Here is a 25,235-nt window from a genome sequence, read left to right as displayed (position 1 = left end):
GCATCAAAATAGAGGTAATTAGCCTTAACTGGTGGGGCACGCTTTATTTGGCGAGCAGTGCCACTTTTTTCAAGAAGCTATCGCGCAAGTGCTCTTGCTCATAATCTAGGTGGTAGGTGTTGTGAAAACCGACTTTTAACTCAACCCCATTGCCTCGCATGTACACGCTGTAGCCATCATAATCTGAAAACGCTTCGACCCCTTCGTAAATTTTGCCAAATTCGGTTGGGGTGCCTCGTTCCATAATGGTTTCATACGCGTGCAGAATTTTGGTGGAATCTAACTCGTTTTTCATGATCTGGCTCCTGCAGAAGAACACACTATGAGTATGGGCAGGTGGTGGTTATTTCGCCAATGCGTAAAGTTGAGCCCCTTCAAATTACTACTTAATTTAGAAGATAAATTTATCAACTGATTAGAACAGATTTAACTCATTCATCGACGCTCAATCCAAGAAAAACACCCAGCGCAAACGTGTGTCATCAGCCACAATGGTGACAGTTAGGTGAAATATGTGAAATTTTGACCTAAAACAATGGCAGCCACACAAAACTTATTTTATAATGCAAAATAATGTTTCGGTACATCCAAAATTTCTAATATCTAGGGGCGAAAAATGAGACTTATCCCGTTAAAAACCGCAGCACAAGTTGGTAAGTGGGCAGCGGCACATATTGCTAAGCGTATCAATGATTTCCAACCAACAGCTGAGCGTCCTTTCGTATTGGGTCTACCTACGGGTGGCACTCCTCTTGCGACATACAAAGCACTGATTGAACTTTACCAAGAAGGCAAAGTGAGCTTTAAGCACGTTGTGACTTTTAATATGGATGAGTACGTTGGCATTTCCGCCGATCACCCAGAATCTTACCGTTCATTCATGTACAACAACTTCTTCAACCACATTGACATCCAGGAAGAGAACATCAACCTGCTAAACGGCAATGCGGAAGATCACGAAGCAGAATGTCAGCGTTACGAAGACAAAATCAAATCTTACGGCCGTATCAACCTATTCATGGGTGGCGTGGGCAACGATGGTCACATCGCATTTAACGAGCCAGCGTCTTCTCTATCGTCTCGCACTCGCATCAAGACACTAACGGAAGACACGCGTATTGCTAACTCTCGTTTCTTCGATGGCGACATCAACCAAGTACCAAAATACGCCTTGACGATCGGCGTGGGTACGTTGCTTGATTCTCAAGAAATTATGATCCTAGTAACAGGCCATAACAAAGCACTCGCGCTAGAAGCAGCGGTAGAAGGCAGCGTAAACCACCTATGGACTGTTTCTGCTCTTCAACTACATCCTAAGTCAGTGATCGTATGTGATGAGCCATCAACTCAAGAGCTAAAAGTGAAGACAGTAAAATACTTCACTGAGCTAGAAGCTAAGAACATCGTCGGCTTCTAATCTCGCTCTGAGCGAACACCAGAAAAACAAAATCCCGCAAATTTTGCGGGATTTTTTCATTGGATACAGAGTGAAACACGTACGCCGCTGATGGAGCTGAGCCACTAATACGCTTTGATGCCAAATGGCCTTAAACGCTGCGGCAACACCTCATCCAGGCTTTCCAGCTCGTCTTGCTCAACTTCAATCAGATGGAAATGATGCGCTTGATACACCGCGCGAATCTTGGCTTTATTCGCCTCTGGTGTTCCACCGTTATCGCTACCCCAGAACTGCAAATAGACTTTGCCAGCAGGCAAATAAAAATCACTGATGATCTCTTCTTCAATCGGTAACTGCCGCCCGTAAGCATGAGCAACACCAGCTAAATACAGCCAATTGTCGATCAACAACTCTCCTTTAGAGCGCACATAGTGGCCATCTAAGGTGCGGTGTTTCGCCTCAAATTTCTGTCGGAAACTGGAAAATGACTTATCCGTCGCATGCACTTCCGCGTCTTGCCCCAAGAACTCCACCACCGATTGCTTGAGGCGTTTGTTGCGTGTAATCGAATCATGCCACAACAAATAGTATGGCTTCTCCTCACCATCACCTTTTTGTTTACCACCAGCACGAATGCCCGATTCGGTCACTTCCCAACCACGCTCAGTTTTGGCCATCCAGCCCATTTCACTGAGCAACTGGTTCATCTTTTTGGCATTAAGCCCAAGCAGCTCGCCGATTTGCGTCGCACTCAATAACTTGCCTTGAGTAGAGGTCAACTCAACATGCAAGTTCACAGGCCAGACAATGAACTGGCCAAATTTCGTATGGTCAACATATTCGCCGCCAAACCGCGCGCCCAATTCGGTGAGAATCCATTTATCGCCCACTCGGCTGATGTAACCAGCACGGCTCAAATCGGTAAACAGTTGAGAGGCTTCAATGTTGCGCATTTTTGCCAATGCCGTCGTTGAGATTTTGTCCGTCATGGCTGCCTCCTTTCATTCGTGGTTATTTACCGTACACAAGAACCATTATTCTAGCTGAAAATATCAACAAAGGCAGTGACTAACCTTTTGTTTCGGCAGAGATAAATCGCAGTGCGACCTCCACCGCAATCCCATGTATTTGAGTGAAAAGTCAATTACCCAAGAAAAGCGATAAAGCCTTGTAATATCAGCATATTGACTAAATCGATAAAAAACGCGCCGACAATAGGCACCACTAAAAACGCCTGCGGAGAAGGGCCAAAGCGATTCACAATCGACCCCATGTTCATCACAGCGGTGGGGGTCGCGCCCAAACCAAAACCACAATGACCGCTGGCGATCACCGCACTGTCGTAGTTTCGTCCCATCACTTTAAACGTCACGAAGTAGCTAAACAGCACCATCACCAACGATTGAATAGACAAAATAAACAGAAATGGCAGCGCCAAATCAAAAATATTCCACAGTTTTAAGCTCATCAATGCCATGGCCAAAAACAGTGAGAGCGAAACGGTGCCGAGCATATCCACCGTTTCTAAATCCAACTTTCTCACTTTGGTGAGTTCAAGGAAGTTAGTTACAAACACTCCCAGCAGCAGCGCGTAAACAAAATCGGGGATCATCAACCAAGCAATGTCTAATTGATTGACCCATTGAGAGAGGTAGCGCGCGCCAATCACACACAGAAACATCAGCGCCAAGCTTTCAATCACCTTCTTAGCCGTGACTTTGTCTTCTTCATTTTCATTGTAAGTGACCAAATCAGCAAAACGTTGGTGGGCTTGCAATTCTCGACCGTATTCAGATTCCAATTGGTGTTTGTCCACCAGACGCTGCGCCACTGGGCTGCCCAAGATCCCGCCCATCACTAAACCAAACGTGGCAGAGGCCATCGCGATTTCTAAGGCATTCTCTAACCCATAGTTTTGCGTAAAGGTATGCGACCATGCTGCTCCGGTTCCATGACCGCCAGAGAGCGTGATGGAGCCAGCAATCAGCCCAAGTAAGGGGTCAAGACCAAGCATACTCGCCAGCGAGACGCCAATGCCGTTTTGCACCACGATGTATATCGACGCAATCAGTAAAAACAGCAGGACCTTCACGCCACCTTTGAGCAATTGTTTGTAGTTGGCAGCCAAACCCACCGTAGCAAAAAACATCAACATAAACGTTTTTTGCAACGGTAAGTCAAAGTCAAAAGTGATGCCATTAAAGTGGGCAAGGGTGATCACCAAGGCCACCACTAAGCCGCCGACAATCGGCTCTGGGATATTAAAACGTTTGAGGATCGGAATTTGGCCATTAATAAAGTGACCCAAAAATAGCACGCCAACGGCGATGAGAAAGGACTCCTGCGGACCAACAGATACAACACTGTTCATAAAACCTCTATTGTTGTGGCATGAGTAACGTCGCTCACCGCAACTCGAGTGCAGAACGGCTGCTGCAAATTGGCGTTTTTCTCTCAAAGCCCTGCTTATTAAGGCACAGCGCACTGTGGTACCACGATACACGCAGCAAGAGGGTTGAGAGAGTATTAGGCTATCCCGAGTGGTAGTGAACGAAACTACGTGCGTTTTTCAATGAGGAGCCAGTGTGCCGCGATGAAATCAAATGTCACTGAACCATTCCCTTTAAATTCTCAATTAATAAGAATAAGTGACAGATTACTGACTTATTATCTCACCATGTGAGAAATATAAATTTCTATTGAGTGAATATGGTGAGCAAGACTCGCCCATGGCCATTATCGTCAAGGCAAGAGAGGTCAAACAGTATCAAAAACTAAGGGAGCCATTTGGCTCCCTTGTTGGTGAACAATATCGAACATTGACACACGACTTACCCCATAAAGGAGATAAAGCCCTGTAAGACAATTAAGTTGACGATATCGATAAAAAACGCCCCCACTATCGGCACCACCATAAAGGCCTGAGGCGAAGGGCCAAAACGATTCACGATTGACCCCATGTTCATCACTGCAGTTGGCGTCGCACCTAGGCCAAAACCACAATGGCCACCAGCAATGACTGCCGCGTCATAGTTGCTGCCCATCACTTTAAACGTCACATAGTAAGTAAACAGCGCCAACACCACCGATTGCACCGCTAAGATCACCAAGAATGGAATCGCCAGATCGAAGATGTTCCACAGCTTCAAACTCATTAGCGCCATCGCCAAAAACAGCGACAACGACACCGTACCGAGCATATCGACGGTTTCAGCGTCTAACTTACGGATTTTCGTCACTTCAAGGAAGTTGGTGATGATGACACCGATAAACAGCGCATAGACAAAGTCTGGAATCATCAACCATTTGATTTCATAGGTGCTGACCCACTGTTCAACGTACTTGGCGCCGGTCACACAAATGATCAGGAAGAACAGCTTCTCAATCACTTTCTTTGCCGTCACCTTATCCTCTTCGTATTCGTTGTAAGTCACCAGTTCAGGGAATTTTTCGTGGGTTTTTGAACCTCGGCCATACTCGGACTCGACGTTGTGCTTGTCGACCAAACGCTGCGCCACTGGGCTACCAATCAGGCCGCCGATAATCAAACCGAACGTCGCAGAGGCCATCGCGATTTCAAGCGTGTTGGACATACCATAGTTATCTGCGAACGTTTGCGACCATGCCGCGCCAGTTCCATGACCCCCGGAAAGCGTAATGGAGCCCGCGATAAGGCCCATTAACGGATCCAAGCCCAGCATACTCGCCAGCGAAACACCAACGCCATTTTGAATCACGATGTACACCGACGCCACCGCCAAAAACAGGAACACTTTGGCGCCACCTTTGAGCAATTGAGTGTAGTTTGCCGCCAAACCCACCGTCGAGAAAAACATCAGCATAAAGGTATTTTGCAAGGGCAAGTTGAATTCCAAATCGATGCCACGGAAATGCAAAATCGTAATGATACAGGCGACAATCAAACCACCAACAATGGGTTCGGGAATATTGAATTTTCTTAGGATGGGGAGTTTGGCATTAATAAAATGCCCTAAAAACAGCACGCTAATCGCCACTAAAAAAGATTCCAGTGCACCGACTGTGATTAAATGATTCATACAACCTCTTCATCTCAGACTCTTTATCTTCCTTAATATCAGAGTGTTAGTATTTTGCTTTTGAACGTCAGTTACTGCATCGTCTAATGCGCTGCCAAATAAGGTGAAACACCAATCTAAACGGGGTATAGGCAGCGAGTACAAGCCATCTGGTTAGGCTCAAGGGATGGAAGGCGATCATTGGGTGATGTCTCAAACACCCTTTGCAAGCTTCCAAAATACAAAAGGAGCTATTTCTAGCTCCCTAATCGATGAGTGGCCAATCTGTACGACAAACATTCCGTTACGGTATACAGATGCCTCGACGCCATAACTGGCATTCAAAATCCTCTTCCATTTTGCCTCTGTTTGCCGCGCTTTTTTCGTTCCTGACCGTTTCCTCTATCGACAAACTGCCGACAACTCGGAGCGAGCACCTAAACTGGCAAAGGGCGGATTGTTGAGCTTTACTCTACAACAGTGGCCAAAATGGAAGCGGACTATAACATAAATCGACGAAAATGTCCGATCTTGGTCAAAGTTTCCAACAATCAGACTGTATATCACCAGAATTCACTGATTAAACATAACCATTTAGCATAAACATGAAACACACATTCAGCCTCAGTTGAAAGGAAAAATCATGAAACATCCACAACCCTCTTGCCAGAAAACACGCTGGCCACTCAGTCTATTACTGGCGTCTTGTTTTAGCGCTGGGGCACTTGCCGAATCCATTCAAATCCTCTACCCCAAGCAGGTTACCAAACAAGAGCAGACGATTATCGATACACTCGAGTCTTATCAAATCAACACAACCCTGCTCGATCTTTCTCATTCGCTCTTTCCGTTCAAAAAGACCTTAACCGTCAGCTATGGTGGCGATCAAGGCCCACTGTATGATCCCGAAACGCACATCGTGCACATTCCTTTTTCGTTTTACACCGAGTCACTCGATTATTTCCGTAAAAATGAGTATCAAAAAACCTATGGGAAAAGCGCGGAAAGCGGTGCGATCAACACCATGCTGCATACCCTACTTCATGAAGCTGGCCACGCCTACATTGCCGATCAGAACATCGCTATTTTGGGTAAAGAAGAAGATGCCGTGGACAATTTTGCCACCTTATTGCTGATCGATTACGTCGAAAATGGCGATGAGATTGCCATCAGCGCAGCAGACATGTTTGCTTTTGAGTCAGAAGACAAACCTGAGTACTACGATTTGGATGAGTACATTGATGAACACAGCTTTGATTTGCAGCGCTACTTTGCCACGCTCTGTTTGGTCTATGGCAGCAATCCTGAGCGGCATCCCAACCTACTTGATGAAATAGAAAAAGAGTACCGCCAAGAGCGCACTGAGTTTTGCCAAGCGAACTATCAAACCCTCAGTGACAACTGGCATCGCTATCTCACTAGCGCGCCTGAATAAACCTAACTAACCATAATCAATCGGATGCACCATTCATAGTGTCAAAAAATGATGAGAAACAAAATAATAACAATCTCATCATTTTTATTTCATAAAACCCTCCAATTTCACATTACCTTGGCGAAGGATTGGCTAAGCTTAAAGCATTATTACAAGAACCATTTACTACGCTATTCGGCTTAACAATGCTGCTGTGACGCAAGGAAAGTTGTTATGAATTTAACCATAAGAAAAAGATTGTATATTCTTTCAATCGTGCCTGTTCTAACCATTGCTCTGGGAATGATGTGGTTTACCTATCTGAAAACCACCGCATTTAATGAGCAACAAGTTGAAATCACTCGCGACAACATGATGCGGATGAAGCAAGAGGAGTTGAAAAACTACATTCAAATGGCGAAATCCGCCGTGCAGCCACTGCTGAACCGCAGAGCGACACTGGAAGAAGCGCTGCCAGTGTTGCGCGAGCTCGAATATGGTGACTCTGGCTATGTGTTTGCCTATGACTCAAAAGGGACACGCATTGTTGTCGGTAAAAGTGATAAAGGCATTGGTGAAAACTTTATCAATCTCCAAGACCAAAAGGGCAACTATCTGATCAAAGATTTGTTGAAGAATGCCCGCACTGGTGATTTCACCACTTACTACTTCCCAAAACCGGGCCAAACCACCCCCCTACCAAAGTTGAGTTACTCCATTTTTATCTCGGAGTGGGATCTGATGATCGGTACTGGTTTTTACACCGATGACATTGACGCTATCGTGATGGAGATGGAGAGCACCGCTCACGATGCGTTGCAAACCACCCTTTCCGCTATCGCGTTTTTTGCCATCATTATTGCGCTCATCGTAGGTGTGTTTGCCGTCTTCGTTAACCGCAGCATTATGCGACCGCTGGAAATGTTTGATGAATCAATACGCTCCTTTGCCAGTGGCGATGCTGATTTAACCGCGCGCATGGAAGATTTCAGCGTGCCAGAGTTCAAGCAATTGAGCCGCAACTTCAATCAGTTTGTCGGTAGCCTGCAAAACATCATTCGCAGTGTCACGGAAGTTGGCAAGGACGTGGTCAGCGAAACGGACAATATGTCTCGCCGCGCAACCGAAGTGGACAACCTCGCCGCAGGTCAACGTGGGGAAACCGAACAAGTGGCCACCGCCATGACAGAAATGACCACCACCGCCACCGAAATTTCCAGCAACGCCAGCCAAGCGGCGCAAGCAGCGCGCTACGCGGAAGAAAATGCCCATGAAGCGCAAACCATCGTCAACTCGGCAGCTTCGTCAGTACGTGAGCTCGCTGGTGAAGTCTCGAAAGCCAATGACGTCATTTCTCGCCTCGAGGGTGATGTGAAAAACATTTCCTCTTCTTTGGAAGTGATTCAAGACATCGCAGAGCAAACCAATTTGCTGGCATTGAACGCCGCCATTGAAGCTGCTCGCGCTGGCGAACAAGGCCGCGGTTTTGCGGTGGTGGCAGACGAAGTTCGCAAACTCGCCAGCCGCACACAAGACAGTACGGGTGAAATTCATCAGATGATCAACCAGTTGAAAGCCGCATCGGATGCTGCAGTGAAAGCGATGGATGCCAGCCAAGCCCGTGGTGAAAGCACGGTAGAAGAAGCCAATGCCGCCGCCGCTGCTTTGCTGAAAATCATCGACTCGATTGGCACCATCATGGATATGAACTCTTTGATTGCAACCGCAACCGAGGAGCAAAGTATTGTTGGTCAGGAAATTTCAGAACGAATCGTGGTGATTTCAGATCAAAGTAGCCAATCAGCGGACTTAGCTAACCAAAACCGCATGGGTAGCCAAAGCTTGAATAAGAAAGCGCACCAACTTTCTGATCTCGTCGGACGCTTCACCGTCTAACATCCGTTGCAAACGCAACAAAACAGCAACGACAAGGGCAGCGACGCTGCCCTTCTCTTTTGTTTACGCAATTTACACTGTAAACATTTCGTCTTGCTGGCCCTCTGCAGGTAGCCGTTTTCCCCATCGCTTACGCTGCGATAAAGCGCTGACGCCTTCGATCTCTCGCCGTTATCTCGCCGCCCTCTTGGCAAGACATTTTCCGCTACATGCCTTTGAACAGATGCTGAGAGCCGCGGCTGACTGGCAGCTTTTGCTCCCCGACCGTCACCGACATTCGCCCCGTAAAATCCTTCTGCACTTTCTCTATCGCTGCCACATTAACGACCGACGCTCGGTGTATTTGCCAAAACCGTTCGGGGTCAAGTTGGGCCAAAAGCTCCTTTAACGACATGCGAATCAGGAACTCTTTTTTGGCAAGGGTGTGCACGGTGACGTACTTTTCTTCCGCTTTAAAATAGAGTACATCATTCACCGAGATAAGATGAATATCGTCTCCTAATGCCGCGCGAATCCACTGTAGATATTGAGGTTGCGCCGGTTTAGACAACGCCTGAAGTTGACTCAACAACGCCCCCACATCCGGTGGCGATACCGTGGGCTGTTGACGTGCTTTGATGCGTTGGCAAGTATCGATAAGACGCGCTTCGCTCAGTGGCTTCATTAAGTAATCGATCGCTTGTTGCTCAAAGGCTTTCACCGCATATTCATCATAAGCGGTCACAAAAACGATGGTTGGACGATACTCACCACGATTGAGCTGTTTTGCCACAGCGATACCATCAAGCTCTGGCATGCGGATATCCAAAAACACGATATCGGGCTGAAGTTGTTCAATCGAAGTGAGGGCTTGCTGCCCATCCCCCACCAACGCCACCACCTCGAGCTCAGGCCAAACATCCGCCAACATCCGATTGAGGTGGTGTCTCAGTAGGGGTTCATCATCGGCAATCAACGCCGTCATTGAAGTCATCACGCTTTCGCTTCCTGTTTCTCTTGTTGCGGCGGCATTTGTATAACAGCACAAACCCCACCGTGGCGACCTTCCAATAGAGTTAGCGTGCCTAATTCACCAAACAAGGTCGCCAAACGTTGTTTAATGTTGTTAAGCCCTACCCCCGATCCCGAGCGAGAGGCTTGCCCAAAGCCCACCCCAGTATCCACGACGCGCAGCTCAAGGCCGAGTTCATTTTTCATTACTCGGACCTCAACTTTGCCCCCTTGCACTTTGGGTTCAATCCCATGCGTAATGGCATTTTCCACCAAAGGTTGGATCAACATCGGTGGAATCACACACCCTTTCAGCGCCTCTGGGCAATGAATGTGATACTCCAACCGCTCACCCAAACGAATTTTTTGAATCGCGAGATAGGCATCGAGAATCTCCAGTTCACTGGCGAGTAACGTTCTCTCTTCACGCGAACTCTTCAGCGTTGAGCGCAATAAATCGGTTAAACGCGTCAGCATCTGCTGGGCTTTCTCCACATCACAGCTCATGAGCGCACTGATGTTGGCCAGAGTATTAAACAGAAAGTGCGGCTCTATTTGGCTTTGCAGTTGTTTGAGTTGACTCATTAACAGGGCGCGCTCTTGCTCGGCTTTCTCACGTTTCATCACTTCTAACTCGTGAGCAGCCAACATTTGTTGCTCTTTGGAGTGAAAATAGAAATAACACATCCCGCTAAACAACAGTCCCATCAGCCCCACCGGAACCATATCAGTGATGCCAAAGTAATCCCCCACCCAAAAACGCGCGTTGAGAATACCAAACAGCAAACATGCCGTTAGGGAGAGAAGGATTTCCGCGTTTCTTGGCATCATAGGGAAGAGCTTTTCGATCAGCCAAGAGAAGAACAACGCCGAATAACCGAAACCAAAGCTAATGATCAAATGGATATAGTAAGCGCCGCCCCAAACAGATAAGGTCAGCACTGACACAAACAAGCAGAAGACAGACGTCACGGCAAACGAGCGTAACCATCCGCCCTCAAGGGCTTGCGCGTCGTTGCTCGCTAAGTGATTGGATGACAACGCTTCCTGCGCGGCACGATTTTTTGCTACCCGAGAAAAAAACATCTAAAACCTCCCTTTTAGATTCAAGACCATCATATGCTTATCCTCAATTTGCGCATACGCTGATTGGCTATCCCCCGTTAAAAAGCGTGCGGCAAATTCCAATTCCACACTCTGCTGGCCAGTATCAATCCATTGGTAGCGAATCCACTGAGTTAGGATGACACCGCCATCTTCCGGCGAAAATAAGATATCGAGAGTTGGCGTAACATCCGCTAACCATTGCGGAGCGGAGACACCGTGCCACATCATCCAGGCGTTGCTGTCCCAACTCCAATGCAGCATCAGGTTGTGTTGAACTAAATTCGCATGCTCAAAACCTTGTGCATAACTGGCGGCCAGAGGTTCGGTATTGGGCTGCTGCGTTAACAGGCGCGCGCGATCCATCGCCTGTTGCCACTGGCGCTTTGACCACGCACGGCTGTCATACCAATATTCCGCTAACAAGGAGTGACCACTTTCGCTGGCCCAGTTCACGCCGACTAACGCTTGCCATGCCTCTCCCTGCTCCTCTACCGCCACAGGGGCAAACAGAGAATCCGGAAGTTGATAGCCGACGCTTTGATGTTGCCACAATGCTGAGCTATGCAGCGATAACGCCTCGTTGAAGACCGTCCTCACACTGCCGCCGATTAGCCCTTGGCGTACATCGTCGTAATAGGCGATCCACTGCCATTCATGATCGTCATCCAGCCAGTAACGCCGGATTCCTGCGCCTCGCTGCTGCGCGGCTTCATCCAGCGCGCTTTGCTCCATCTGACTCCAACTGGAATCGGTGAACAGCAGCGTCCACTCTCCCGCTAAGTCATAGTGAGAAAACGAGACGACGCCAGTGCCTTCTTCGGCCACCAAGGTCACTGGATTTTGTCGATAAGGTCGAAACAGATCCAGCGGGCGATAACCATAGCCTACCCCCCAATCCAAACGTAATTTGCCAACGCTCACATCCAGCAGCCAATCCCCGACTTGCCATTCACCTAACCAAGCCAACTCACGTACCACCCACTGGCTATCACGGCTCTCCCACCAAACCGATCGCTCGCCATTGTTGAGATAAAGCCCATCACTGTAGAGGGCGAACGAAGAGGTCCATTGCCCCTGCTGAGTGTGATACGCCAGTTGTAAATCCAACATCGCGTTGAGTTCACTGCGATGCGCATATTGTGTGGTGGTGAATACGGATTGGCGAGATTGCGCCGCTTCGTAACTGAGCGCCCAATCCCACTCACTGCTCAATTCCCCAGCCATCGTCCACCAAGGCAAAGTGCCAAGCAGTAAGCTGCTTGCCCGTTTAGCAGACGACAGACGAGCTGGTCGATGGTGCACACAAACCGCCATTGATTTGCTCCTTAGTTAGCTAGAATTGCACCGAATCGGCCTTAGAGAGATAGCTGGGATTGTAAAACTTATCCTCAAGCTGCCACGGCTGAACATCTTGGTACTCAATGACGGTTTTCTTCGCTGGCTGAATATGATCGAGCAACGTCATTTCCGTCACGCTCGGCTCCCCGTTGCGCTCGCCACGTGTAAACCAAGCTTGCTTTGCCAACTTGCCAGAGCGCAGATAAAGATCCGCCTTGAGCGGAAAGTGCTCAGGCACGGTCAACCACAGATCGATGGTTTGATAACTGGCCCCTGAGGTTTTGGCCGTCAGCTGTAAATGCTGTGTTGACGTTGCTTGCCCTGACAACGAGGACACGATTTCCTCCGCTCTCCATGTGGCTTGGTAATCCTCGCTCCAAGTGAGGGTTGAAATGTCCCCTACCGATGCTTCCCCCAGCAGTTTCTGCATTGGCGTGATGCGAATCGGTCGACGGCTTTTTGGCATTTGTAACCAGTAGTTATCTTGCAGCATCAACATCTTTTGCCCCGCCTCCACGGCCGATTTAAAAATCACCAGAGATTCGCGATTTGGCCGTGTGTAAACATGGTACTCACGAGTTTTGTCCAACTGATCGTTCTCATACAGGCTCACCAATGAGACCACGCGCGCAGACGTTTCTTTGAGTCGGTAATCGTCCGCTTGCTTGATCATACTCATCACTTGTTCATCGCTCGGTTGAGCCGACGCCCAGTTTGAGGCGCAAAGCAGCGCCATCCATAAGCCAGCTTTTATTGCGTTATACATAGGTTAGCGCCTCCGTAATCGGTTTGTTTACCCCTTTGCGGGCAGAAAGATAGGCAGCCAGAAGGCAGATACACACCACACCAACCGCCGCGATGGCTACCAGTTCAAATGAGAAATAAACCATCAGTGGGTAACCATCGGTTCTGCCTGGTGGCGGTGGCATTTGTACATCCACCACCATTAAAAGCAGTGAGATAGCACCACTGGCTAGCGCACCAACAAGGCTCCCCAGCAAAGCCAATAGCCCCGCTTCACGTAAGAAGCCAATGATGATGTCGCGCGGGTAACTGCCCAGTGCCGATAAGGTACCAATTTCGCGGGTTCGCTCAGTGACCGACATGGTCATGGTATTAAACAGTGCCACGAACACCACCAGCCCCATCACCGCCCCCATGATGCCGAAAATACGGTCATAAAGATCTTTCACTTTCTGATAGAAGAAGGCCCGCTCTTGCCAAGGCGTCAATTTCAGCTCTTGAGAGAACTGACTCAGCAAAGCCGACAAGTGCTGCTGCACGGCGGCGGTTTTTTCGGTCTCAAACAGGAACACAGAAATCACACTCACTTTGTCTGTTGCCAGCAGCGATTGCGCACTGTCAATGTGGATGTAAAGCTGGCGCTTATCCAACTCAGGCACCCCCGTTGCGTAGAGGCCACGCACCTTGAAGTCGTATGCATTGAGGGCTCCGTCCGTGGTGGTGGCCAACAGGGTAATCCAATCCCCCACCGTCACATTGAGATTTCGCGCCAGATCCATCGCCAACATCACTTCCGGTTCCGCCGGATCGTAGCGTTGTCCTCGTGGGTTGGATAACGTCTTACCTTCTCGAACATCAAGAAAAGGCCCTTTCATATCAAATTCACGATCATTTACACCAATGCCGACAAAAATCGCCGACTTACTGCCGTTGGAAATGAGACCATTGAATTCTATTCTCGGCTGCACACCACGCACCTCATTGAGGCCTATGACACTGGCAATAAGGTCATCAGGCTGGCTTAAGCCATTGCTCAGAGGCATCTCTTCTTCTTTAGCAAAAAAGCCCGGCGTACTGATGGTAATGTGGCCAGTGTCTCTCGCCGTTGACTCTTTGAGGCTGTCGTAGGTGTACAAACCAAACCCACCCGCACTGGTCAACGCGAATACCGCAATGGCAATGATCAGAACAGACAACAAGCTGCGGCGACCATTGCGCTTTAGGTTAAGCCACGCCAAGCGCAGCGAATCAGGAAACAGACGTGCAACTAACTGGCCCATGAGATCACCTCCTGCTCGTGATGCTGACGCAAGCGGCCATCTAATAGTTCAATAGTGCGATCGCAACGTGATGCCATTCGCCCATCGTGGGTAGCCACAACAAACGTGGTGGCCCGTTCATGGCCGAGTTGTTTCATGATGTCGATAACCAAGTTGGCCGTGACGCTATCTAGGCTGGCCGTCGGCTCATCGGCGATCACTAAGGTAGGCCGATGGACCAACGCCCGTGCAATGGCCACCCGTTGCTGTTGACCACCAGAAAGCTGATCCGGCAAGGCATGTAAACTCTCCCCTAAGCCAACACGTTCGAGCATTTCAGCCGCTAACTGACGCTGTTTGGCCTTATCGACACCATTGAGGTATAACGGGTACGCCACGTTCTCTAGCGCCGTCATCACTGGCACAAGATTGAACTTTTGGAAGATAAAACCGAGCTTTTCGCGTCGAAGTTTTGCCGCTTGATTGGCCGAACGAGGGTAATCATCGCCATGCAGCGTCACTTGCCCGGTATACTGCATATCCAATAACCCTAAGATGTTGAGCAGCGTGCTTTTTCCTGAGCCTGAAGGGCCACAAAGTGCCACCATTTCACCTTGTTCAATCGCACCGCTAACCGATTGCAGTGCAGGGACTTCCAATAGCCCTAACTGGTAATGGCGCTGCAGATTAGAAAACTGAATCATAGTGCCTCCATTAACCTTGCACGTCGATTTGTGCCGATGCGGAGCGGGTATCAAGGTTGTCGCGATCTTGGTTTTCCATCATGTCTAACCAAGTTTTAGCTTGCGGCACATCTTGTGCGCGCAAGGCCGCTTGAATGGCATAGCGATAGACCCACGAGGTGGCGGCAAAGGGCTGCGCTTGAAAATCCGGTTCTGCTAACAACTCTAAATAGAGTTCATAGCCGCGCTCGAAATGATTGAACATATCGGGCAGAGAGGTAAACGTGGCGGCAGCCATCGCACGAGCAAGGTAGCCCTCTGGCAGCCCTTGAATGCGCTGCTGCTCATTCAGTGAGGGCGGTAAGGTGTCGAGCATGCCTAGCCCTTTACTGATGGTCGCAAGCCCCTGCTCAGTCAATTTCATTTTGTTCCATGGCAAGAAGGCATCTCGCCCTTGCAAAGTTTGCGTGCTGCCGAGGTACACCAGAGAGAGCGGCTTGGCACCTTCTCGCTCGATCAAGGCGTTCAACTGACCATACACGTGATCCACCAGCGCAGTTTCCCCTTCCACCGCTAGGTTGTATTGATTGATCAACGCTTGATCTGGATTAGCCATGACCATAGGCGCGAAGAAGAGACTGGTCATCATTAGGCAGGTGGTGATGGTTTTCTTTTTCACTAACATCGTCGCGATATCCTTGTGCTTTGATTGACGATGACAGAATAAAAGCACCAAGGCCCCTTCACAGGGGTTTGCGACCAACGGAAAAATAGCGGGATAAAGGGTCGCTATTTGAGATAAACGGATTGAGCGCGCGATGAAGTGCGCGTTAAGGTGAAAGAAGGGGCAGATGCGCTAGGGGCGCGCTCGGAACTCGGCTTGTTGTACTTTCTCTAACAGCGCTTCAATCAGCAAGGTTAACGCTTTTGGCTGATAGGCACGTTGGCGATAAACCAGATACGCTTGACGCGTCCCACGGTGATATTCAGGCAGGACTCGGATCAACCCACGACTCGGGTCAACATGCCTTAAAGGCAATGAGGCCACTCCAAACCCTTGCTCTACCGCGCGGATCAACGCATTGATATCGTTGACCACCAAACGAGGCTGAGTATCGATCATGGTGATCAATTGCTCGCCTTGGTATACCGGAATTTGCGTATCACGCGTCATCGATATCCAATCAAATGTCGCCATCTCTTCAGGAGTGGTGATGCTTCCCACTCGCGCCAAATACGCTTGGCTAACAAAAAAGGCGTGACGAGCATGAAAGAAAGGTCGGGCGATCATCTCGTCCATTCCTCGAATGTCGAACGTGATCACCAGATCCCGATCGGTTTCTGGCGTGGCGTATTCTTGGCTCAAGATCAGATCCAGTTTCACTTTGGGGTGGTCGCGCATGTACTGCTCAATGACCGGCCCCACAAAGTCACCATAAATTCGATGTGGCATCACCACTTTCACTTTGCCGTCGACCCGCTCAGAGTGATGGCGTAAATGCAGCAAACCGAGCTCAATCTGTTCCATACCACTACTCAGCTGTGCAAAGGCTTCTCGCCCCGTTTGAGTAGGCAGTAGCTCTCGACCACGCTTTTCCAATAATCGCAGCCCTAAGCGCTCCTCTAATGCGGATAAACGGCGAGACATGGTCGAAACAGGCAAAGCCAGCTTACGTGACGCCGCCAACAGTGAGCCTTCTTCCACCACGCAGCAGAAGAGATACAAGTCATCGATATTTCCGAATATGGAATTCACAGTTCTCAATTTGCCTATTTTTTCCAAATATAGGCAAGTATACATTAGAGGCGAACAGAGACAGCAATAAAGAGAGACGACTCAATGAAAAAAGATCTGCAATTTTGGCTCACCGCTATTTTATCTTCACTGACGATGGCCACGGTGATGTCGGGGCTTATTTCTGGCTATAAGATGGGATTTAGCGCTGACTGGCCGCCAATTTGGCTACAAAGCTTCACCATCGCTTGGCCTTGCGCCTTGCTACTGAATCTCACCGTATTACCACAGGTCAGAAAAATGGCCGCATGGCTGGCAAGTAAAGTGACGAGCCCACAAATCAGCGCATAAAAAAACCGAGCTACTTGAGCTCGGTTTTTACATCTTACATTTCAGCGTTGTGGTAAACCTGCTGAACATCATCACAGTCATCCAGCATATCTAGGAACTTCTGGAATTTTTCTGCGTCTTCTTCCGGCACAGGGCTGTAGTTCTGTGGAACGAAAGTGATCTCTTCAACATCGATAACCAAATCTGGGAACTCGGTGTTTAGCGCCGTTTTTACTTTGAAGAACTCAGTGTTTGGCGCGTAGATAGTGATCACACCATCTTCAAGCTCGATGTCAGTCACATCGCAATCCGCCATCATCAGCGCTTCTAGGAATGACTCTTCGTCGTCACCTTTGAACTGGAATACCGCTTGGTGATCGAACATGTGTGCAACCACACCAGGAGTACCGATTTTTGCACCTGTCTTCACAAAGCACTGACGAACGTCTTGGAAAGTACGGTTGCCATTGTCTGTTAGACAGTCAACGATCACGCTAATGCCACCTGGGCCAAAACCTTCGTAGCGAGCTGGTTGGTAATCTTCACCGCCACCGCCACTTGCTTTGTCGAGTGCTTTTTCAATAACGTGTGATGGAACCTGATCTTTTTTCGCTTTCGTGATCAGGTGACGCAGTGACAAGTTCATGTCTGGGTCAATACCACCGTTTTTCGCACACACGTAAATTTCTTTACCGTATTTGGAATAAACTTTAATTTTTGCGCCTGCAGTTTTCGCCATAGAGGCTTTGCGCACTTCAAAACTTCTTCCCATCGGGATGTCTCTCTACATTTACATTTTTAACGCGAAGGATTTTAGCAAAAAGCGAAACCAATTCAATTTTCGCTCCGCTGAGGAATGGGGCACCGGTCACTTAAATTAAGGAAACTGGGCACAAATCGAGTTATGCCACCCCCATCACTCGTTTGTATTTCTCGATCGATTGCTCAAAAAACGCTTTTTCGCTCGGATCGGACAACTTCTCGGCCTGCGTCATGATTGCATCAGGGCCGCATTTCGCTTCTTTCAATTGCCAAACCAAAAAGGAAGCTTGCTTATCCAGCTCAATTCGATTTTTTTCATCCGGCGGTAACAGTGAAAGATTGAACGACATGCATATCCTCGAACAGTGAACATTAAAACATGACCACCTCGCCTCATTGCACAGCAATGGTCTCGTGCTCTATCAAGCACATCACGAGGTTATTTGAGTATAGCGGCGCAATATAGCATAAAAAGCCGAGTGGGCAGAATAGAAATTTAGCCAAAGGAATCATGGCTGCTGATGACGATGCGAGCCTGTGGAGGAATCATCAAAAGGCAGATAGCGTTTGACCATGTCACTCATTCGTTGCTGAGTCACCGGCTTGGCAAGAAAATCGTTCATACCGACGTCAAAACAACGCTGTTTATCCTCCACCACTACATTGGCGGTTAACGCGATGATCGGCACATCTCGGGTCCAGCCATCGCTGGCACGCAAAATCTCCGTGGTTTCAAAGCCATCCAATACCGGCATTTGGCAATCCATGAAAATGATGCCGTATTGCTGCTGCTGGCAGAGCACAAGGGCTTGCTCACCATCTTCTGCGATGTCCACCGCCAAGCCGATTTTCTCTAGCATCAACTTAGCGACTTTTTGATTGATGAAAGTATCTTCCACCAGCAAGGCTCTTGGCAGCGCTGCGACTTGGCTGGATTGATGAGCAGAGGAGGGTTCTGAGTCCACCTCGGTCACCCCCAACTCTTGCAAATGGCGCACATTATCTTTGCGATCTTTGGCAAAAACGCCTTCCCCATCAACACAAGGAACACTGAATTCAAAACAACTGCCTAGCCCAACTTCGCTTTTGAGCTCTAATTCTCCCCCCATTAAACTCACTAGGCGACGACAAATGGCCAACCCCAAGCCAGTACCGCCGTATTTTCTGGTGGTGCTGCCATCGGCTTGTTGAAAGCGTTCAAACACCAACTCTTGCTTCTCTTTCGCAATGCCAATGCCGGAGTCAAACACCTGAAAGCGAATATGGGGTATGTGCTGCGCGTCCAACTCTTTTGCGACCACCAGTTTGACATAGCCGCGTTCGGTGAACTTCACCGCATTACCCAACAGGTTATTTAGCACTTGTTTGAGGTGTTTGCTGTCGCCACTCATGGTATGCGGCACATCCTCGGCCAGCTCAACAACAAATTGCAGATTTTTCGCATGCGCCTTGAGGGTATAAATGGCGCACATTTGCTCGACGAGATCACTAAGGCAAAATGGCTCGAGGGAGATAGCCATTTTCCCTGCTTCAATTTTTGAGAAATCAAGAATGTCGTTGATGATGTCGAGCAAAGATTCTGAAGAGTGATTGATCATCTCTACATACTGTTTCTGCTCACTGGAAAGCTCCATCTCTTTTAAAAGTGAAGCCACGCCAATGATGCCGTTCATCGGGGTGCGGATTTCGTGGCTCATGGTGGCCAAAAATTCGCTTTTTTTCACATTCGCCACTTCCGCTTGCTCTTTGGCGCTTTTTAACTCCGCATAATTGCTACGCAATCGCTCAACACTGCTGTTGTATTTCTCCGCCAGTAGCGAGATTTCATCGTCAAACGCTCGAGCTGGCAAACGAAGCCGGCTCGGTGTCTCACCGTCTTTAAAATCGCTCACCGCTCGAGACAACAGGCTGATGGGTTTAACGATAAGCGACAAAGCAATGTAAATCACCCCGACCATCAGCAGGAAGGTTTTGATCGATTCCCCAACGAGCAGCAATGCAAACTTACGCCAAAGCCCTTGGTAGACTTCATCGAGATTGGAGCGCACCGTCAAATTCGCCAACAAATAATGATTGTCTGCCAACTGATATTCCATGGGCCAACGTCGCTCAAGCACGCGTTTTGAGTGGCCAACATCGCCCGTTTTGACAATGACTTCGTTCTCGTTAGCAATGTCGATCGCGTCAATAAAAGGCAAGGTCATCATGCCTTGTACTTGCGATTCTAGGTGCTGACGATCTTCCACCCACAGGCTCTCTGTTAGGCTTTGCAAATAACTTTGCTCGACCCAATTGAGCTCGGCTTGTCGTTTTTTTAGCTCTTGCTTGTAATCCCAGTACACATTGAAGCCAGTACTGACCAAGGTGAAAGCTAAGCTCAACAAAATGACCGCAATCATCAGTTGCTTGTCGATGCCTATCTGACGCTTGCCGTTCATACTTTTTCTCATATGAAACTAGCACCTTAAATGACTTGTTCTAGTATAAATATAGTCACGACTTTTCATTAGTAAAACGGAGGGCGTATGAAACGGCTCAATAGATGGATTTGCACATCCATGCTGATCTTTTCTTCTTTTGCGTTAGCGCAAGAGGTCAACTACTACGTGATTGCGAATCAGGCAAGGCCATTTCAAATCGAACAAGATGGGCACGATCAGCAAGGCATCGTCACCGACATCGTCCGTGCTATCTTTTCCAACAGTGAACATACGCTTCGTTTTCATACCTATCCGTTCAATCGTATGATCTCCATTTTAGAAAACGGTGGAGAGCCAAATTGGATTACTTATGGCAGCCCTGGCTGGGGGAAAGTGCAGGCGGAGAATCTCTCTGAGGAAGCTATTTACACTGTAAAACACACGCTGGTTAGTAGCCGAAAGAAACCCATCGCTTTCAATGACATTTCCGATCTGAAAAACAAAGGGGTGGTGCTGCTGATGGGGTTTGATTACCCCCAACTCTCTCCATACATTCAAGATGGGGTAGTGAAGGAAATTCGGGTAAAAGATTACCAAGCGGCGTTTCGCGTGGTTAGCCGCACGCCAGGTGATACCGCTTTTGTCGAAATGGCGTCAAGGGTGAACTACAACATCCAGCAATTGAAGTTAGATCCCGAACAATTTGCTTTGCAGCCTTTCGAGAAAATCATCCCTGACTATCAAATTTACCTCGCTTTCTCACCAAACATGGATGCAACGCTACAACGCTTTATCAACCAACGACTGAAAGAAATTAAACAAAGTGGCGAGTTGCAACGCATCGTCAACAAATACATTTAAGGGCCTCACGGCCCTTTTACTTTGCTTATTCGTTGTCGAGCACACTAAGGTTTAACGAAGTTGCGATCAAACATGTGGCCTAGCTTATCGGCTTTGGTTCTTAAATACTGATGATTGTGCGGATTATTGCCTTCTTGCAGCGGCACGCGCTCCGTCACCTCAATATTGGCCAATTGCAGTGCCTTCACCTTGCGTGGGTTGTTGGTCATCAGCCTCACACGTTCAATGCCGAGAAAACTGAGAATGCCGCGACAAAACGCGTAATCGCGCATATCGGCGCCAAAGCCAAGTTGCTCGTTAGCTTCCACCGTGTCGGCCCCGTCATCTTGTAAGTGATAAGCGCGAATTTTATTGATAAGGCCTATCCCCCGCCCTTCCTGCCGCAAATAGAGCAACACGCCCGCCCCTTCTGCCACGATGTTTTGCAAGGCTTTGGCGAGCTGAAAACCGCAATCACAGCGGGCACTAAACAGCGCATCGCCTGTTAAACACTCAGAGTGCAGACGAATCAAAGGCGCTGCCTGTTGTTCAATATCCCCATACACGAGCGCCAAATGCTCTTTCCCGGTGGCTTTTTCAATGAAACCATACATTTGAAATGTCCCCCACTGGGTAGGCAACTTCGCACTGTCAATAAACTGCACCAGATTGTATGGCGCGTGCTCTTGCAACTCCTCTCGAACCATCATCAAAATACGCCCGAGCTCATTGCGTCCATGCCCATCGCCCCCATCCCCCCAAAAGGCATCCTTATGCGAATGTTCTTTCAGTTCAGTATCTCCCGTCGCAAGCAGTTGATGCGCTAGGGGCGTGTTTTGCAAAAATTTCTCGCGCACAATGAATCTCATCACTTCTACTCGAATGTCATACCAGTCATGCCTTTGCCACTGCTGATATTCGCGTGAAAGCCGAAAAGCTTGTGCAGCATCTTCTGCCCTCAACACTTTTTCCTGTAGCCGGACATCGTCGAATTTTTGTGCTTGGTAGTAATGTTCACTGCTCGGCCAGCACGTCCCAGAAACGGTGATCGAGCATGGATAGAAGTTGGCGAGAAAGCCATGATTTTCATCTGGCTCATAGAAATAAATCGGTTGCTCCATGATGTTGCTCCTGACGTCATAACACAAAGAATAAGAAACAAAATGCACATCTTATTGATATAGTGTTTAGTAACGAGCAGGAGGATTGTCAAACAGCGAACGGGGTTGGCAGCGCTTTGATGGCCGAGTTAAAAACACAAAGGGTAGCATGATGCTACCCTCAAGGTTTATAAAATCATATCGTTAGCAAGACTTAGTGAAGCAATCCTAGTTCCTTGGCTTCTTCAATGCTCAGACCACTTTCGCGGATCTCTCTTAGCGCTTCAATTCGGCGTCTCGCCTCTGCTGATTTCACTTGCTTTTCTGGCCTTAGGACAACTTCTTCTTCAGAAACTTCCCATTTGTGAGCCATATCTGCCATCTCGTCATGGTTGATTGAATTAATGGACATATCTCCTCCGAACGCACCATGTTTTCGACACCCGATCTATAGCAAACCCGATTTCGTGAATTAAGCAAAACAGTGAGGAAATGTGACCATTTCCACTCTTCTACCAACTAAATTATAAATCCGTCATTAACTTTTTGCTTAATCGAAATCGACAAAGTACATTCAAGAAATTGCCCCTGCAAAAATAAGCTGATCAAGCTCTCATTTTCTTGGCTGAGCGCATGGCTTTTCCCCATCAATCACCACAATCTTTCGAGCCACTTCAACAAATTCTTGCCTCCTTCTTTTGCAAACGCATAACACCTGATAAATGATAATAATTATCATTATATTAATGTAAGGTGTCTCTATGAGTGTGTTTCACGCTGACAAAGCGTTCCATCCAGATCCCGTGTTGCAGGTTAGAAACTTGTGTGTCGATTACATCACCGACAACGGCGATTTCAACGCGGTCAAGTCCGTAAGCTTCGATATTGGTCGAGGGGAGATTTTTGGCCTCGCAGGCGAATCGGGCTGCGGAAAAAGTACCATTGCCTTTGCAATCAATCGCCTTCACAAACCGCCCGCATTTATTTCTGGGGGGGAAATTCAGTTTGAAGGTCGCAATTTACTGGCATTGTCCAACCAAGCTCTGAGCGTATTGCGTTGGAGTGAAATTGCCATGGTGTTTCAAAGTGCGATGAATTCGCTTAATCCCGTGCTGACCATTGAGGAGCAATTTGCCGATGTCCTTCGCCACCACAGCGGTTTTTCCGATGCGCAGGCCAAAGATCGAGCAGAAAAGCTGCTCGATCTGGTCAATATTCCCCGTCACCGTTTAAGTGAATACCCACACCAGTTTAGTGGCGGGATGCGCCAGCGTTTGGTGATCGCGATTGCACTGTCTCTCAATCCGAAATTGATCATCATGGATGAGCCCACCACGGCGCTCGATGTGGTGGTGCAACGCGAGATCCTCCAACAAATCTATCAGTTACGCGAAGAGTTTGGTTTTTCAGTGCTCTTTATCACTCATGATCTTGCCCTGATGAGTCAACTGTGTGATCGCATTGCCATCATGCGTCATGGCGAGATCGTTGAGGTCGATCTTTCCTACCAGATCCGCAACCACCCACAACACCCCTACACTCAGAAACTTTGGTCCTCTTTTCCCAATATTCATGATGTGCATAGCACCGTCGAGCAAGGAGCGTAATCATGACAACCCCGTCATCGAACTTAGAAATGTCGTTAAAGAATTTACTGTCGGCGGAGGCTTCGCACGCCAAGAATCGTTTCGCGCGCTGCATGGCGTCAGTTTCAACCTATATGCAGGCAAAACTTTGGCCTTGGTGGGAGAATCAGGATGTGGGAAAAGCACCTGTGCCCGTTTGATCACAAAGGTCTACCCGCCAACTGAAGGAAAGATTCTATTTCAGGGCAAAGACATCTCAGAACTTAAATCTCGCAAAGAGATATTGGATTACCGCGGCAAGGTACAAATGGTCTTTCAAGACCCATTTGGCTCCCTCAATCCAACACACACCATTGAGCATCATTTGACTCGCCCTCTGAAAATTCATGGTCAAGTATTCTCAGACGCAGAAGTACCGGCCAAATTGGCCGAGTTATTGGCGCTGGTGGAGCTCAGCGAAGAGACGTTAACCAAGTTTCCCCACCAATTGAGCGGCGGCCAACGACAACGTGTCAATTTAGCCCGAGCGCTAGCGGTGGGTTCGCAAATCATTTTAGCGGATGAACCCACATCCATGTTAGACGTGTCCATCCGCTTGGGGGTATTGAACCTTATGCAGCGGATGAAAAAAGAGCTTGGCATTGGCTTTCTATACATCACGCACGATCTCGCTACCGCGCACTACATCGCAGAAGAGACCGCGGTCATGTACAAAGGGCAGATTGTCGAATGGGGTGACACCCGCGCCATTTTGAGCAATCCGCAACACCCTTACACCAAGTTGCTGATCTCCGCCGTGCCTGATCCAGACTTACCATTTGGCGATCTGGTGAAAAGTGAACCAGACTATTCATTAGATGCCGACGTGATTCGCCAGCAAAGCAGCATTGTGGTGGATGAATGTGAGCAAGTTGGGCCAAATCATTTTGTAAAACAATGGACTAAGGCGGCGTAATGGATCTTTCTATCTGGCTAAACAACATTTCGACTTGGTACCAAGATCGAAAGCATGATCAAGGTGATACGCTGAAAACGATCATCTTCTCTGCGCCAGACTCGGTATTTGGGCCTGAGCTCAGCGACGATCAAAGCAAGGCGATAGCGTGTTGGCTAGATGGATGCCTAAGACTGTTTCAGCAGCACCGCTATCTCAATCCTGAGTGCGCGTTCGAGTTTCTCAACTACACGTCAAGTCAACTCGAGCGCGTAGCGTGCGATCATAATACCGATATGGCCATTCGCGATTGGTGCATGAAGCGCTTGCAGCATATGGCGGTACTGAGCTTAGAGTTTTGTAATCAGCAAGAAGATCAACAAAACTGGCTCACTAGAGCACATTGTCTGATTGAAGGGCATGTCAAATTGATGGAAGCGTTAGCGTGGAATGAACCTCGAAAGCATGATCAAGTGATTTGGCACTAGTCGCCCATAGCGACGGAAAGATGATCAAGGTATAGCGCGAGATCGAGACGCGCATTCAGCAGGCAAAAAAAAAGCGAGTTCAACAGAACTCGCGAAATCTATTCAGAATGAATGTAACAATATGAGCCAATCTATTAATCATCAGAAAGGACAAAAGGTTGTCTATTCGTGGT

General features: G+C 48.3%; 25 protein-coding genes. 8 read left to right on the top strand and 17 right to left on the bottom strand.

The genetic code is table 11. The features are described 5' to 3' along the window. Positions 1-43: 43 nt before the first annotated feature. Positions 44-295 (bottom strand): DUF3081 domain-containing protein, encoded by a 252-nt coding sequence (locus VV1_RS20730; RefSeq protein ID WP_015727340.1) that lies wholly within the window; start codon positions 293-295, stop codon positions 44-46. A gap of 321 nt (positions 296-616) precedes the next feature. On the opposite strand from VV1_RS20730, the gene nagB reads away from it, so the two are divergent. After that, on the top strand, positions 617-1,417 hold the full coding sequence (gene nagB / locus VV1_RS20725) for a glucosamine-6-phosphate deaminase (RefSeq protein ID WP_011082093.1): 801 nt from the start codon (positions 617-619) through the stop codon (positions 1,415-1,417). A gap of 104 nt (positions 1,418-1,521) precedes the next feature. Here nagB and VV1_RS20720 read toward each other — a convergent pair whose 3' ends face one another. The 3 genes from VV1_RS20720 to gltS (VV1_RS20710) all read right to left on the bottom strand — a co-directional run bounded on the left by VV1_RS20720 (position 1,522) and on the right by gltS (VV1_RS20710) (position 5,457). Further along, complete coding sequence (locus VV1_RS20720; RefSeq protein ID WP_011082092.1) at positions 1,522-2,388, bottom strand: hypothetical protein; 867 nt, start codon at positions 2,386-2,388, stop codon at positions 1,522-1,524. Between the two features lie 155 nt (positions 2,389-2,543). After that, entirely contained in the window at positions 2,544-3,770 is a 1,227-nt protein-coding gene (gltS, locus tag VV1_RS20715) for a sodium/glutamate symporter (protein WP_011082091.1), read from the bottom strand. Between the two features lie 460 nt (positions 3,771-4,230). Continuing rightward, positions 4,231-5,457: a sodium/glutamate symporter gene (gltS, locus tag VV1_RS20710; protein ID WP_011082090.1), complete on the bottom strand. Its 1,227-nt coding sequence runs from the start codon at positions 5,455-5,457 to the stop codon at positions 4,231-4,233. A gap of 622 nt (positions 5,458-6,079) precedes the next feature. On the opposite strand from gltS (VV1_RS20710), the gene VV1_RS20705 reads away from it, so the two are divergent. Together VV1_RS20705 and VV1_RS20700 are read left to right on the top strand one after the other, a co-directional pair. Next, positions 6,080-6,871, top strand: a complete 792-nt coding sequence (locus tag VV1_RS20705; RefSeq protein WP_011082088.1) for a DUF4344 domain-containing metallopeptidase — start codon at positions 6,080-6,082, stop codon at positions 6,869-6,871. A gap of 213 nt (positions 6,872-7,084) precedes the next feature. Then, positions 7,085-8,746 (top strand): methyl-accepting chemotaxis protein, encoded by a 1,662-nt coding sequence (locus VV1_RS20700; RefSeq protein WP_011082087.1) that lies wholly within the window; start codon positions 7,085-7,087, stop codon positions 8,744-8,746. A 205-nt stretch (positions 8,747-8,951) separates the two neighbouring features. Here the strand turns inward: VV1_RS20700 and VV1_RS20695 are convergent, their stop codons facing one another. From VV1_RS20695 to VV1_RS20660, 8 genes are all read right to left on the bottom strand, one after another. Continuing rightward, the gene (locus VV1_RS20695; RefSeq protein ID WP_011082085.1) at positions 8,952-9,722 is read right to left on the bottom strand and encodes a LytR/AlgR family response regulator transcription factor; all 771 of its coding nucleotides are present in this window, start codon (positions 9,720-9,722) and stop codon (positions 8,952-8,954) included. Further along, positions 9,719-10,822 carry a sensor histidine kinase gene (locus VV1_RS20690; protein ID WP_011082084.1) on the bottom strand — a complete coding sequence of 368 codons (1,104 nt, stop codon included), beginning with the start codon at positions 10,820-10,822 and terminating at the stop codon, positions 9,719-9,721. Before VV1_RS20690 ends, VV1_RS20695 begins: the two co-directional genes overlap by 4 nt. Then, positions 10,823-12,157 carry a hypothetical protein gene (locus tag VV1_RS20685; protein WP_011082083.1) on the bottom strand — a complete coding sequence of 445 codons (1,335 nt, stop codon included), beginning with the start codon at positions 12,155-12,157 and terminating at the stop codon, positions 10,823-10,825. 19 nt (positions 12,158-12,176) lie between these two features. Next, on the bottom strand, positions 12,177-12,947 hold the full coding sequence (locus VV1_RS20680; RefSeq protein WP_011082082.1) for an outer membrane lipoprotein-sorting protein: 771 nt from the start codon (positions 12,945-12,947) through the stop codon (positions 12,177-12,179). Further along, positions 12,940-14,205, bottom strand: a complete 1,266-nt coding sequence (locus VV1_RS20675) for an ABC transporter permease (protein ID WP_011082081.1) — start codon at positions 14,203-14,205, stop codon at positions 12,940-12,942. Before VV1_RS20675 ends, VV1_RS20680 begins: the two co-directional genes overlap by 8 nt. Beyond that, on the bottom strand, positions 14,193-14,888 hold the full coding sequence (locus tag VV1_RS20670; RefSeq protein ID WP_011082080.1) for an ABC transporter ATP-binding protein: 696 nt from the start codon (positions 14,886-14,888) through the stop codon (positions 14,193-14,195). The genes VV1_RS20675 and VV1_RS20670 overlap by 13 nt, the downstream gene beginning before the upstream one ends. Positions 14,889-14,898: 10 nt before the next feature. After that, positions 14,899-15,552, bottom strand: a complete 654-nt coding sequence (locus VV1_RS20665; protein WP_370293435.1) for a hypothetical protein — start codon at positions 15,550-15,552, stop codon at positions 14,899-14,901. Between the two features lie 171 nt (positions 15,553-15,723). Further along, a complete protein-coding gene (locus tag VV1_RS20660) occupies positions 15,724-16,668 on the bottom strand; it encodes a LysR family transcriptional regulator (RefSeq protein WP_011082078.1) in 945 nt (314 codons plus the stop codon). Positions 16,669-16,707: 39 nt separating this feature from the next. Here VV1_RS20660 and VV1_RS20655 point away from each other — a divergent pair, with 39 nt between their 5' ends. Continuing rightward, entirely contained in the window at positions 16,708-16,953 is a 246-nt protein-coding gene (locus VV1_RS20655; protein WP_011082077.1) for a DUF2798 domain-containing protein, read from the top strand. Positions 16,954-16,987: 34 nt separating this feature from the next. Here the strand turns inward: VV1_RS20655 and VV1_RS20650 are convergent, their stop codons facing one another. From VV1_RS20650 to VV1_RS20640, 3 genes are all read right to left on the bottom strand, one after another. After that, positions 16,988-17,704, bottom strand: a complete 717-nt coding sequence (locus VV1_RS20650) for a YebC/PmpR family DNA-binding transcriptional regulator (protein WP_011082076.1) — start codon at positions 17,702-17,704, stop codon at positions 16,988-16,990. A gap of 130 nt (positions 17,705-17,834) precedes the next feature. Next, on the bottom strand, positions 17,835-18,044 hold the full coding sequence (locus VV1_RS20645; RefSeq protein ID WP_011082075.1) for a DUF3283 family protein: 210 nt from the start codon (positions 18,042-18,044) through the stop codon (positions 17,835-17,837). A gap of 159 nt (positions 18,045-18,203) precedes the next feature. Further along, positions 18,204-20,144: an ATP-binding protein gene (locus VV1_RS20640; protein WP_011082074.1), complete on the bottom strand. Its 1,941-nt coding sequence runs from the start codon at positions 20,142-20,144 to the stop codon at positions 18,204-18,206. Positions 20,145-20,219: 75 nt separating this feature from the next. Here VV1_RS20640 and VV1_RS20635 point away from each other — a divergent pair, with 75 nt between their 5' ends. Beyond that, positions 20,220-20,975: a substrate-binding periplasmic protein gene (locus VV1_RS20635; RefSeq protein WP_011082073.1), complete on the top strand. Its 756-nt coding sequence runs from the start codon at positions 20,220-20,222 to the stop codon at positions 20,973-20,975. A gap of 44 nt (positions 20,976-21,019) precedes the next feature. On the opposite strand, the gene ribA is transcribed toward VV1_RS20635, so the two are convergent. Further along, on the bottom strand, positions 21,020-22,075 hold the full coding sequence (ribA, locus tag VV1_RS24135; protein WP_080505745.1) for a GTP cyclohydrolase II: 1,056 nt from the start codon (positions 22,073-22,075) through the stop codon (positions 21,020-21,022). 193 nt (positions 22,076-22,268) lie between these two features. Continuing rightward, entirely contained in the window at positions 22,269-22,466 is a 198-nt protein-coding gene (locus VV1_RS20625) for a PA3496 family putative envelope integrity protein (RefSeq protein WP_011082071.1), read from the bottom strand. 349 nt (positions 22,467-22,815) lie between these two features. Here VV1_RS20625 and VV1_RS20620 point away from each other — a divergent pair, with 349 nt between their 5' ends. The 3 genes from VV1_RS20620 to VV1_RS20610 are packed head-to-tail and all read left to right on the top strand — an operon-like array spanning position 22,816 to position 25,062. Further along, on the top strand, positions 22,816-23,661 hold the full coding sequence (locus VV1_RS20620) for an ABC transporter ATP-binding protein (protein ID WP_011082070.1): 846 nt from the start codon (positions 22,816-22,818) through the stop codon (positions 23,659-23,661). Then, positions 23,630-24,595, top strand: coding sequence for an ABC transporter ATP-binding protein (locus VV1_RS20615; RefSeq protein WP_011082069.1), 966 nt, complete (start codon positions 23,630-23,632; stop codon positions 24,593-24,595). The genes VV1_RS20620 and VV1_RS20615 overlap by 32 nt, the downstream gene beginning before the upstream one ends. Continuing rightward, positions 24,595-25,062: a hypothetical protein gene (locus VV1_RS20610; protein WP_011082068.1), complete on the top strand. Its 468-nt coding sequence runs from the start codon at positions 24,595-24,597 to the stop codon at positions 25,060-25,062. Before VV1_RS20615 ends, VV1_RS20610 begins: the two co-directional genes overlap by 1 nt. Positions 25,063-25,235 lie beyond the last annotated feature (173 nt).

This window comes from Vibrio vulnificus CMCP6 (assembly GCF_000039765.1).
Classification (GTDB): Bacteria; Pseudomonadota; Gammaproteobacteria; order Enterobacterales; family Vibrionaceae; genus Vibrio; species Vibrio vulnificus_B.
Note: the sequence above shows the minus strand (reverse complement) of the source record. Positions and strands in the feature narration are given on the sequence as shown.